This window comes from Sphingobium sp. B11D3D (genome assembly GCF_025961755.1).
Lineage (GTDB): Bacteria > Pseudomonadota > Alphaproteobacteria > Sphingomonadales > Sphingomonadaceae > Sphingobium.
Map to the genome: position 1 here is coordinate 3,171,885 of NZ_JAOQOG010000001.1, position 11,824 is coordinate 3,183,708.

The window sequence follows — 11,824 nt, forward strand, 5'->3', positions numbered from 1 at the left end:
AGGGGGATATGAGGGGTATTGGTGGCGGTCTTGTTGGGACCCATCGAGTTCGACGAAAAGGTCATCAAGCGTCAATTGCGCCGAGACCTTTTGGACGACTGGTTCCCTGATCCCAGACGATTTGACGATATGCTCGACATCGACCATGTCGAAGCCGTCCTCGTCGATAACTTTCAGCGCAACGAGGGAACGTTCAAGCCCGAGAAGCGCACGCTTTTTAACATTCCCAAAAGCAACTTCACGCTGCGCTACGGCCTAGAGATCAGTCTCGCAGAACGTGCTCTTTATCAGGCGCTGGCCGCGCGACTGGTACCCCTTTACGACCCCCTTATACCTTGGAGCGTTTTCAGTCATCGCGCCGCCGAAAACCAAGATGGGAGGTATCTCTTTCGGCGTGCTATCCCCGCTTGGCAGGACTTCACCGGTGTGGTGCGCGACGGTCTGACTGGTGCTCAGGTTCTGCTCTCGACCGATCTCACAAATTACTTCGAGAATATCGATCTCGAAAAATTGCGCGAAACGCTTATTGAACTGCTGCCCGAGCTTGCCACCGATGCTGCCGAAAAGTCTATCGTTCGCACCCACATCGCCACGCTGTTCGAATGCCTGAAGAGCTGGTGCTATTCCGAGCGAGCTGGCTTGCCGCAAAACCGCGATGCGTCTTCGTTCCTAGCCAACATCTACATGTTGCCGGTTGACCGCGCTATGATCGCCCAAGGCTATCGCTATTTTCGCTATATGGACGATATCAAAATCGCCTGCGACAGCGAGCATCATGCCCGGAAGGCGCTTAAAGCCCTGAGCCTCGAGCTGCGTCACCGAGGTCTTTCGGTTAATTCAGGGAAGACTTCGATAGTGCCGGTGGCAAGGTCCGAAGAAATTTCGAGATGCCTCGACGCAGGCGAGGCTGAAATGCAGCAGATCGACTCGATCTGGCAAACGCGGTCACTCCGGTCGATTGGCCGTTCCTTTCCGCTGCTGAGCGACCTGTCGCAACGTCTGTTGCGCGGGGGAGAGGTCGGTAGTCGCGCCTTCCGGTATTGCATTCGTCGACTTGAAGCGCTTGCGAGCTGTCCCGAATTTGAAGTGCCAGAGGCCTATTTCGCGCCGATCACGCCCCTTGTCATCGATGCGCTCTCCGCGAGTCCGGCTTCGACCGACGAGTTGGTGCGGTACCTGCGCGCCGTTCCGACAACAGATGACGATCTCGACCGGGTCGCGCAGCTTCTCCAGGATGGCGGGCGTAATTATTACAATTGGCAAAATTATCGGCTGTGGGCGCTGCTCGTCCAGAAGAAGTTCAACCGGCCTGCGCTTGTCGCTTATGCGATGACGATCGTTCGCGATCAGCCCGACTGCGCGACTCGGTGCGGTGCGACCCTTTACGCGGGCGCCTTCGGCAGCAAGGATGATCGCATCGCGATCGCGCAGGGGTTTGGTGCTCTTGAGTCCTTCATGGGGCAGCGCGCAGCGCTACTGGCGATACAAGAACTCCATTTCAAACCGCATATTCGCGACCATGTTCGCCCAAACCTGCGCAGCGATTTGAAGAACGTCTACAAAGGTCTCAACCGCCAAGGCATCTATGTCGCGCCGCCGCTGCCGATCTCGATTACCCGTGTCCTCGACACCGAGCGCGACTATGACTGACGTCTCAATACTGGCCTATGTACCGGACCCGTTCGCGGTTCAGACGTCCCGCTTCCTCATCCGAAAACCGTCGGGCGAGCGCCTACATGTCAACGCGCGCGAACTAAGCGACTTCCCGACGCCGTTGCTCACCTATGAGATGCCCGCGTTGATCGACGACCTACGCCGCCTGAAACACCCTCCGCCAATCCACATTCTGGATATCGGCGACGCCTTACGACTGCTCGTCGGTCGGCCTAAGGACGAGGGCGGTGAGAAGCTTTGGAATATCTGGCCGGTATTAAAACGCCGTTTTGCCGACAAGATTGACGCCGACCTGTTCGAGCGCCTTGCGTTATCGCGAGTGAGCCGCCCCGATCCGGATGAGCTGTCGCGACTACTCGAAGCAGCGGGGGAAGCCCTCGCTGCCCTCTGGGAGAGTTTAGCGTCCCGGCTGAGGCATCAAGGAGAATATGACCGGCTGACCACGGTCGAGTGGCCGTTGCAAAGTGCCTTCGCGTATCGCCAGTTCCGCGGCGTCCGGGTCGATGCCGCTGGCGCGTCAGCGCTCCTTGAACGTATCTCAGCGGAAAAATACGCCGCCTATCGGCGGGTCGCGGAGCATCTCAACAAGAGCCCGACCGGCTTAAATTACTGGAACATTCAGCCGCACCTGAACAATACCGACGTGGCCTACTTGATGGATCTTGATCCAGGGGGGCAGCTGCAGAGCGCGTTCGAAATGGCCGCGACCGCATCGCCTTTTGCTGAGGCATTCGTATCCTTGATGAAGGCGGGACGTGATTCAAGCATCGTCCGCCGCGCTCTCGGTGGGTCCGATCGCCTCTTTCCGATCTTCCATGTGATGGGCACAGTTAGCGGCCGTATTCTAGTCTCCGATCCCTATCTCCAGCAGCTCCGTCGCGCATATCGGTCATTGGTCGCGGCGGAGCCGCATCATCGCCTAATCTATCTTGATTATGCCCAGTTCGAGCCCGGGGTGCTCGCCGGCCTGTCCGGCGACGCCAAGCTCATCGCGGCCTATAATGACGGTGACCTATATACCGCACTCGCCGAGGTGCTGTTCGGCGACGGCGCGCAGCGTCCTGTTGCAAAAAGAGTCTTCCTCGCCTTCTCCTATGGCATGACTCCGGATCGGATTGCGATCATGCTCGCGGGCGAAGCGGCAGCAAACGAGCGGGAAGCTTATGCCGCAAAGATCGCTACGTTTTTTGAAGCCTTTCCGCACCTTGCTTGCTTTCGCATCAGCCAGCAGGACGCGTTACGAGCAGACGGTCATGTCGCGAGCCTGTTTGGCAATCGGCGCCTGCGCACAACGACGGGCGAGCATCTGTCATTGAAGGAGCAACGCTGGGCTCTGAACCAGCCTGTCCAGTCCACCGCATCGCTCATCTTCAAAGAAGCTCTCAACGGTATCATCGCAGAGTTCGGCGCCGAGCCGGTAATCCTACCCGTGCATGATGCGGTGTTGCTCCAATTTCCTGACGACGAGCGTTTCGACGGCCGCGCTCAACGTGCGAGTGAGATCATGGTTGAGCGCTTCTCGCATCGGGTGCCCGGCGTCAGGGCTAGGATCAAGGCAGGCGCATTTAACGAGTGATCCCCCTTTGACAAGCCCGCAAGCTTGGCCGCGCAGGCTACAGTGGCCGTTCTGGCAGTTCATTCGCCCAAAGCCTGCATGACCGTTAGCGGCTTAGCTTCGGTCGTGCCGCGACGCTTGTCGGGCGAGGCCTGAACGTCCGCTTCTGACAAGGGGTGCCGTTCGACCTAATGCTCTGGAACGGCAGTTTTGTCCCAAAGACTGCCCTTCCCAGAGAGACAAACGAAGGTCCGCTTTCGTGGCAAGCAGTGGCACTCATCCGTGCCAGGACACCTCCACATGCAGCTCTTCCAGCGCCTTGCGGAGCAGCACCACGGCCTCCATCAGCACCGCGGGATTGGCGGGGCCATCATGAGAGGCCAGGCGGCTGAGCAGATGTTCGACGCGCTTGAGCGACTGGGCGATCTTGGCGCGGTCGACACATTGCCCGTCCACGGTTGCGGCCTGGGCGCCGAGCGCCGAGAGCCGTTCTTCCAGTCGCATCCGCTGCGCGATCTCGCGCGTGAGCCGATCTTTCAGCTCGCGCCGTTCCAGCGCGCCGGTGGACTGGCGCCGGTCCATTGACGCATATTCACTGCGCACGGCCCGGGTCGCGCGGGATGCCTGCAACTGCTTTTCGATCCGCGCCTTGAGGGCGATGAAGTCGATGGGCTTTGGCACATAATCATTGGCGCCAGCTTCCAGAACATCGACGATCGTCGTCGCTTCGGTCCGCGCCGTCAGCATGATGACCGGCAAGTCGGCATAATGGGGATTGGACCGCAATTCGCGCAGGACAGCGAGGCCGGTCAGATCCGGCATCATATAATCCAGCAGCACGATGTCGGGCCGGGAGGCGTAGATGGCGGCCAGGCCGCTGCGGGCACTGTCTGCCGATTCCGGCATGTAGCCCATGCGCGCCAGGTGGCGGCAGACGATCACGCGATTGTCCGCGACGTCGTCGATAACCAGTACGACCGGCGCCTGCTCCTGGGCCGACGCCACATCAATCTTAGTCGAGTAGGACATGATGCATTCCATCATCAAAGGGTTGATCGGTCCGGACGCGCGCCAGAGCTTCGCGCTGGTCTTTGACCAGCTTCACGGCAGCCTTAACGAGGGCTTCCGGCGCGAAGCTTCTCGGATCGAGAAACGCATCCCCGCCCAGCCGGCGCAAAACGTCGTCTTCGGGCCGGCGCTCACCCATCACCAGCACCGCACTGGCCCGTCGCGCGCGCGTCCCGCGATGAACATGGTCGCTGACGATCTGGGCAAGATCGACCACAGCCAGGTCGGGCCGGTCGTCCGCCATGCAGAGAGTGAAACCAGCCTGTTTCAAACTCCGCTCCAGCTTCGCGCTCATCGTCCCGTCGAACCCGGAGACGCAGACCCGCGCCGCAAGCTGCCGCGCGTCCGCATAAAGCCCGAGCAGAGACAGCAGCCGGTCCCGCTGCAGCGGCTTGGGAAGATAGGCAGCCGCACCCAGGGCAAAGCTGGAGGCTTCCATATCGTGGACGCTGATGATGAAGCAGGGGATCGCCGCCAGCGCTTCGTCCTCGGACAGCTGACGCAGCACGGCGCGCCCATCGGTGCCCGGCATGACGAGATCGAGCAGAATGGCACACGGGCTGGTCTCTCGCACCATCTGCAGGCCTGCGTCGCCGCCGGAGGCCAGCCGCAGATCATATCCGGCCGGGGAGAGCCAGCGATCCAGAATGGCAAGACAGGCCGGATCATCATCGATGGCGATAATGTGATCCGGCTTCACCCCGGCAGGCGCCATCTCTTCGATAGACAGGACGCCCGACTGCGCCTCCCGCTCGATCGGGATGGCGACGGTGAAGATGGTGCCCAGCCCTTTTTCGCTGGAGACACTGATGGTCCCACCCATCAACTCCACGAACCGCAAGGTGATGCTGAGGCCAAGGCCCGTGCCGCCCGCCCGGTAGGAGGCGGTGCTGCCCTGCACGAACGGCTCGAACAGACCGTCGATCTGCTCGGCATCGATGCCGATGCCGGTATCCGCCACGCTGAGGATCAATAGCGTGCCTGCGCCCTCCTCCTTGAGCGAGGCGCTGAGCACGATATGCCCCTCGTCCGTGAATTTGCAGGCATTGCCGCCCAGATTGAGCAGGCATTGGCGGATCTTGAGCGGGTCGACCCGCATCGGTGTGGGCGGAACGTTGATTTGCAAGGCGACGCTGTTATTGCGGCGTGAAGCAATCGGCTCGAGTGTCGCCAGCACGTCGCGCATGATGTCGCCCAGATCGATCATCTCGAGATCCAGGGTCATCCCGCCCGCTTCGATCTTGGCGAAATCGAGCACCTCGTTGATCAGGGTGAGCAACTGGAGCGCCGACCGGTGGATGACCGTGACATCGGCAAGATTCTCCTTGTCGTCGAGCGCGGCCAGTTCCTCTTTCACCAGTTCGGCATAGGCGATGATGGCATTGAGGGGCGTGCGCAGTTCGTGGCTCATGCTGGCGAGAAACTCGGACTTGGCGACATTGGCCGCCTGCGCCTGATCGCGCGCTGCCTGCAAATCCGTCAGCGTCGCCGCCAGCGCGCCCTCGCGGCGTTCGATTTCGGTCAGCATCCCATTGAATGCCTTCACGATCCGGCCGAGTTCATCTCCGATCGACTGCGGCATACGGGCTGAATAGTCCGCCGTCTGCCGGATGCGCTCCATGGCCTCGACCATCCGGTCCATCGGGAAGAAGAGCAGCATGAGCATCCTGCGGGCGATGAGCCAGGCGACGAGAAACGCAATGCAGCCAAAGGCACTTGCGATGCCCAGAGTTCGCAGCATCATTTCGGTCAGCGTCTCGGTTTCGGTGGAGAGTTTGAGCCACCCCACGGTGTCCCCGGCCACCATGATCGGCGTGACGACCTGCAGGCCCGCCTGATCCGCTTTCGATCCGACGAGAGCGGCAGGTTTATCCTGATTTCCCGTCGGCGGTTGCCCACGGACGGCGATCCGGCGCTGCTGCTCGTCATAGACCTCGATGGAGCGGATCGTCTTGATGGTCGCCATGGAAGCCAGCGTTTCTTGGATCGCCTTCACGTCGTTGAAGACGAGCGGCGCCCCCAGCGTGGCCGCGACCACCTCCCCCAACTCACTTTGGCGCTCGGCATTGGCCGCGCTCTGGACATGATATTGCCAGGCCGCCAGACCGGCGCAGCTCAGGAGCAGGGCAACCATGCAACTGCTGAGCACCGTCGCGATCAGGCCGCGGCGGAAGCTCCAGGGGGAGAACCATGGCATGCGCCCTCAATCCCTGACGGCGCGTGCGAGGCGGAGGAGGCGTGAACTGAAGACGGCCCCGCCGCGAGCCCCGGCCTTCAGGTTCACCTCGAACCCGATCTGCCTGCCGAAATTGACGAGCGCGACGCTCCCCTGCCGATCGAGAAAGTCCGATCCTTCGCCGATGAGCAGCGGTGGCGGGGACGAGGCGACGAGCGGCGCAGTGCTCGTTCCGGGGCCGACATAGGCGATGCGGCAGTCGACGCTCCACGTCGTCCGCTTCACGATCCGCACCTCCAGCCGGCCGCCAGCGACATTGCGGCCTTCATAGACCTGCAGGGCGCCCGCGAGAGGCTCGTCACTGGAAACGCACAGGACCACACGGTCACGCGGCGGGCGCAGGTCGACGAAGCGGATGATGTTGTAGATGATCGCAGCCTTGAGCTCGCTCTGCTCGTCAGCCGCGCGCGCGGGCGCGCAGGCCGCGAAGAAGGCCAGAAGCGCGATGAAGGGGCCCGTGAGGAGATGAACGAGGCGCATCATCTCAAAAATCCACCGAGAGACGCAGGGCGACGGAGCGACCGACATAGCTGCGGGGCGCGGGATAGAGCTGCTGCGCGAACTCGACCCGCCTGTCGGCCAGCAGGTTCTGGCCGATCAGCGACAGATTGAGGCGCGGCATGAGCGCATAGTTGATGCGAAGATCGAGGTCTTGATAGGCCGGAATATCGCTCGCCGGCAAAGCGCTGACATGGCGCAGCCAGGCATCGACTTCCAGATTGGGTGCCACGTCGTAGCTGACCCGCATGCCGGCCTGAAACTTGGGCGAGAGGCCGGGGAGCGCATGGCTGATCGAGGTCGGACTGTCCGTCTCAAAGGAGAGATGCTGCATCGAGGCATTGGCCTGCACCTTCAGATTGGGCGCGGGACTGAAGGTGATCGCGGCTTCCACGCCATAGGTCTGCCCCTTGCCGATATTGGCGCTCTGATAATCCAGCAGCAGAACAGGCGTGGGCGAGAAGACCATGGACTGGCCGCGCGCGGCGTAGCCGATGAGGTTGCGATAGCGGTTGTAATAGGCCGCGATGTCATAAGTGAAGGAGCTTGAGAGGCTGCCGCGAATCCCCAGCTCAAAGGCGTCGAGATTTTCAGCGGCCAGATCGGCCTGACCTTCGATACGCGCGACCATGGGCATCGGGGTCGGATTCATCGGCGTTCCGGCGGGGACCCCCAGATTGACCCGGACGGCCTCCTCGAACCGTGCCGGCGTCCGCACCGCGCGGGAGGCAGCGGCCCAGATGGTCATTGAGGGCGTGGGCTTGGCGAGCAGGCGAACGCTGGGCTGAAGGGCAAAGCCGCTGATCGTGTTATATTCCGCCTTGGTCCCGACCGAGAGCCGCAGGCGATCCGGCACCAGCCAGAGATCCTGCTGCGCAAAGCCGCTCACCCAATGATGGGTTTCGCGCGGTACGGTGAAGGAGACGAAGCGGTCCGAAGAGCCCAGAGAATCGGTCGTCCGCCGGACGTTGAGGCCCAGGACCAGTTCCTGCCGGTCGCCGCCCAGCCTCAGGCTCGCGTCAAGGTCATCCACGGTGCGGGAAATGTTGACGCCGAATTCGCGCCGCTGAACCCAATCATGATAGGCCTGCAGATTGAACTCGCGCTGGCTGTCCCAGCGATGTGACCAGCGCCCGAGCAGATTCATACCAGAGAAGCTGCCGTCGAACGGGTACATGCCGGTCTGCTGGACCTGCGGCGGCGTTTGCAGCAGGTCCGCGACGAAGGTGCCATGCTGCACATCGCCCTGCAGCGTGATCGTGTCATTCTCGTCCGGCACCGCGTCCAGGCGGAAGCCAGCCTGCACGGCGCGCGAGCCGCTGTTCCAGCTGTCACCATTCGGCTGCTCGAGCCCATCGATGTCGCGCGCGGTCACATAGGCGCGATAGCTGAGCTTGTCCTTGCTTCCCCCGTAGCGCACCGTGCCGTTGCGCCCGTCGGCGGAGATGAACGCATTCGCCTGCCAGCCCTGGGTCTGGATGCTGTCCTTGGTGATGATGTTGATGACGCCGTTCACGGCGTTGGACCCCCACAGGGTGGCGCCCGGTCCCCTGACCACCTCGATCCTCTCGATGTCGGACAGGGGCACGAGCTGCTGGTCCCACAGCACGCCGGAGAGGCTGGAGACATAGAGCGAGCGGCCATCGATCATCACGAGCAGATTATTGGCAAAGCGCGTGCTGAAGCCGCGTACGGAAACCGCCGTCGAGACGCTGTCGATCTGGCCCACTTCAACGCCGGGCACCAGCCGCAGCACCTCGGGAATGCTCTGCGCCCCGGAGCGCAAAATATCGTCCTGGGTCAGGATGGTGACGGCGGCAGTGCTGTCACTGAGGCGCTGCCTGCGCTTGGCGACGGAGGTGGATTCGGTGGTCAGCAGGTCTTCGAGCGAATAGGTGCTCAGATCCTGAGCGTGAGCGCTCCTGACGCCGGGTAGGCAGGCGCCGACCAGCGCCGCGGCTGCCATCAGCCGCCACCGGAAGGCCTTGACGCTCATCGGTCGCTCCCGGCGACGGGCAAACCGGCCATGTGCGGACAGCGCAGCCAAGCCAGCGCGTCCGCTTCATTGAGGGGCCGCGCGATGGCATAGCCTTGCAGCGCATCGCAGCCCATCTCCTTGAGCATCTCGGCCTGGGCCGCCGTTTCCACGCCTTCTGCCACCACTTCGAAGCCGAGACCGTCCGCGAGGCTGACGAAGGTGCGCACGACCGTCTGATAGTCCTTGCGCGTGGCAAGGTCCGTCACCAGCGAACGGTCGATCTTGATGCAGTCGATCGGGAGAAGCAGCATTCTGGCCCAGTTGGAATAGCCGGTGCCGAAGTCGTCGATCGCAATGCGGATGCCCAAGGAGCGAACCTCCAGCAAGCGCTCGACGAAGATGGGCGAGTCCTCCATCAGCATCGATTCCGTAACCTCAAACTCCAGAAGCTCGGCGGATGCGCCGGTCTGCGCCAAAGACGCCCGCACGAAATCCACGAAGTCCGGCTGGCGGATGTCCTGCACGGTGATGTTCAGCGAGAGCAGGCAAGGCATGTCCTGCCGCGCCCAGTCTGCGGCGACCCGCATCCCTTCCAGAAGAGTCCAGCGGCCGATCTGCACCAGAAAACCAGCCTCTTCCGCCAGCGGGAGGAAACTGCCGGGCAATAACATGCCCCGCTGCGGGTGGCGCCACCGGACCAGCGCCTCGACAGAGGGACGCACATCGGGTCTGGTGGGCAGCTTGGGCTGGAACGCGAATTCCAGCTCGCCCCGGTCCGCCGCGAGCCGCAACTCGGCCTCCAGCCTTGCACAGTCCTGCGCCCGTTCGATGATCTGCGGATCGCATAGGCAGACCTGATTGCCGCCTCGCGCTTTTGCCTGATGCATCGCCATGCCGGCTTTCGCCATCAGTCGCTCATAGATCCTGGCGTCGTGCGGCATCCGCGCGGCGCCAGCGCTCGCGGTGAGCGTGGCCGGAAGCGTCCCGCCATCAAGGTCGAACGGTTCTGCCAGTAGGCGCAGGCACCGGGTCGCCAGTTCCTCCAGATCGTCCGCTGTCAGCGCGCCCGAGCAGAAGATGCCGAACTCATCGCCCGCGAGGCGCGCGATGATCGGCGCGGGGCCAGTCGGCCGCAACTCCCGGCACCAGTCCGCGGCCAACCGCAATCGCCCCGCAATCGCCTGCAGCAGCCGGTCGCTTTCCCACAAATCGAGCCGGTCGTTGATCTTTCGGAACGAGTCCAGGCCCAGATAAATGATGGCGCCGACCGGGCTGGTCGCACCGCTTTCGTGGATGGCGGCCTCGACCAGACGACGAAAGCCGACACTATTGTCCAGAGCGGTCGCCGGGTCGGTGAGCGCCGCCCGCTCACTGGCGCGCAATAATGTGGACACCCGCCTCATCAGTTTCGCGAGGGCAAGTCTGAGTTTTTCCGGCTCGGCATCGAGATCGGTCTCGGGGTTAAAGGCCCACTCCCCAAGCGCGGTCGCCTCGATCATCTCGCAGACGCGATCCAGCCACGTCTCATCCACACGCTCCCCTGTGGCGCGAGGCGTGAAAGCCGAAGGGCTATCGCCGCTATGGGAGGGGATTGGATCGTGCTTCACCAGTCGCCTGCCTTGCAGGAGAGAAGCAGCTTCTGTCGCATGGGGCCCCTGCCCCCGCGTCGCAGCGGCCGGCATGAGGTTAGATTTTGGGGGCGGGATTTCGCAGGCACGACAAGGGATTGCGCCACACGAAAACGATCGATGAACATCCGCACGAGCCTTTCAATCCAGCGCGGCTCAGCGAGACCGCGACCGATGGTCGGCCGTGACAAAACAGGGCAAGCCGCCGAGGAGAGAGAAGCGGCCTGGCCCTATCTGTTGCCAATCATCGAGTGCAAGCGGCTCATTCCCGCCCCCTTAAGACAATGATTGGCACAACTATTCGAGAAATTTAAGTTTCTTCTTGTAACATATTGAAAGCATCTACAGCCACACAGTATTAATTTATGTTAACTAAGTTATTGTGCTGGATAGTTCTTCAATAAGCTCATGAAGAGACTTTGACGCCCGCTTGAAACGGTCGATATCCTCCGCCTCCTGAGAATCGCGAATTTCTGTCGGCGGATGCATGAGTTCGAACGTTCCATCCATGACGCCTAATTTGTTCCGCATCTTGTGCTGCAGCTCCCGCACACGCGCGACCGACAGCGTCGTGGGTGAGTCCAAATTTTTCGGCTGTTCCATCATGACACCATATAAATTTGTCGCAGATGATCGTCTGCTATTGATTGCACGATAGGGAAGGCTTTTAAACGGGGGAAAATAAGCCCGCCGTTCGGCTTCAGGCCGTTCGCACTGGATAGGGTAAAGACATGCCGCAGGTCGCAAGCGTCGAAAAATCCACCCAAATACTCTATGCAGACGATGAGGATGATCTTCGAGTCGTCGTAACGCGTCTGCTGGCCCGCGTCCCTGACTTCGAGGTGCAGGACGTGAACAGCGGCGCAGCGCTGCTTGCACGGCTCGCCGATCCGGCGTGCAAGCCGGACGTCATTCTGCTCGATGTCATGATGCCCGGCCTTGATGGCCTGGAGACAGCCCGTCGGGTGCGGCGAACAGACCAGCAAACCCCGATCATCTTCTTCACCGCCAATGCCGAACTCACCGAGCAGTGGCGCGCCAGCGATGGGCCAATCCTCGGCACGCTCAAAAAACCCTTCGATCCCGACATGCTGGCGCTGGATATTTTGCGGATGCTGGGCCGCCAGCTGTCCTCAGACCCAGCCGCGCCATTCCCTGACTGAAAGAAGAAGGCACGGACACTGTTG

Annotated in this window: 9 protein-coding genes; 3 read left to right on the forward strand and 6 right to left on the reverse strand. The window is 61.9% G+C overall.

The window, feature by feature from the left end:
- Nucleotides 1-21 precede the first annotated feature (21 nt).
- Together M2334_RS14980 and M2334_RS14985 are read left to right on the forward strand one after the other, a co-directional pair.
- Complete coding sequence (locus M2334_RS14980) at nt 22-1,650, forward strand: RNA-directed DNA polymerase (RefSeq protein WP_264605828.1); 1,629 nt, start codon at nt 22-24, stop codon at nt 1,648-1,650.
- Nucleotides 1,643-3,250, forward strand: a complete 1,608-nt coding sequence (locus M2334_RS14985; RefSeq protein ID WP_264605829.1) for a DNA polymerase — start codon at nt 1,643-1,645, stop codon at nt 3,248-3,250. Before M2334_RS14980 ends, M2334_RS14985 begins: the two co-directional genes overlap by 8 nt.
- A 255-nt stretch (nt 3,251-3,505) precedes the next feature.
- On the opposite strand, the gene M2334_RS14990 is transcribed toward M2334_RS14985, so the two are convergent.
- The 6 genes from M2334_RS14990 to M2334_RS15015 all read right to left on the reverse strand — a co-directional run bounded on the left by M2334_RS14990 (nt 3,506) and on the right by M2334_RS15015 (nt 11,243).
- On the reverse strand, nt 3,506-4,258 hold the full coding sequence (locus M2334_RS14990; protein ID WP_264605830.1) for a response regulator transcription factor: 753 nt from the start codon (nt 4,256-4,258) through the stop codon (nt 3,506-3,508).
- Nucleotides 4,242-6,494, reverse strand: coding sequence for an ATP-binding protein (locus tag M2334_RS14995; protein WP_264605831.1), 2,253 nt, complete (start codon nt 6,492-6,494; stop codon nt 4,242-4,244). The genes M2334_RS14990 and M2334_RS14995 overlap by 17 nt, the downstream gene beginning before the upstream one ends.
- A 6-nt stretch (nt 6,495-6,500) precedes the next feature.
- Nucleotides 6,501-7,016 (reverse strand): YfiR family protein, encoded by a 516-nt coding sequence (locus M2334_RS15000; RefSeq protein WP_181560762.1) that lies wholly within the window; start codon nt 7,014-7,016, stop codon nt 6,501-6,503.
- A gap of 1 nt (nt 7,017) precedes the next feature.
- Nucleotides 7,018-9,027, reverse strand: a complete 2,010-nt coding sequence (locus M2334_RS15005; protein WP_264605832.1) for a TonB-dependent receptor plug domain-containing protein — start codon at nt 9,025-9,027, stop codon at nt 7,018-7,020.
- Nucleotides 9,024-10,541 carry a putative bifunctional diguanylate cyclase/phosphodiesterase gene (locus M2334_RS15010; protein ID WP_264605833.1) on the reverse strand — a complete coding sequence of 506 codons (1,518 nt, stop codon included), beginning with the start codon at nt 10,539-10,541 and terminating at the stop codon, nt 9,024-9,026. The genes M2334_RS15005 and M2334_RS15010 overlap by 4 nt, the downstream gene beginning before the upstream one ends.
- A 468-nt stretch (nt 10,542-11,009) precedes the next feature.
- Nucleotides 11,010-11,243 carry a hypothetical protein gene (locus M2334_RS15015; protein WP_264605834.1) on the reverse strand — a complete coding sequence of 78 codons (234 nt, stop codon included), beginning with the start codon at nt 11,241-11,243 and terminating at the stop codon, nt 11,010-11,012.
- A 125-nt stretch (nt 11,244-11,368) separates the two neighbouring features.
- Here M2334_RS15015 and M2334_RS15020 point away from each other — a divergent pair, with 125 nt between their 5' ends.
- Nucleotides 11,369-11,800, forward strand: a complete 432-nt coding sequence (locus M2334_RS15020; RefSeq protein ID WP_264572409.1) for a response regulator — start codon at nt 11,369-11,371, stop codon at nt 11,798-11,800.
- The last annotated feature ends 24 nt before the right edge of the window (nt 11,801-11,824 follow it).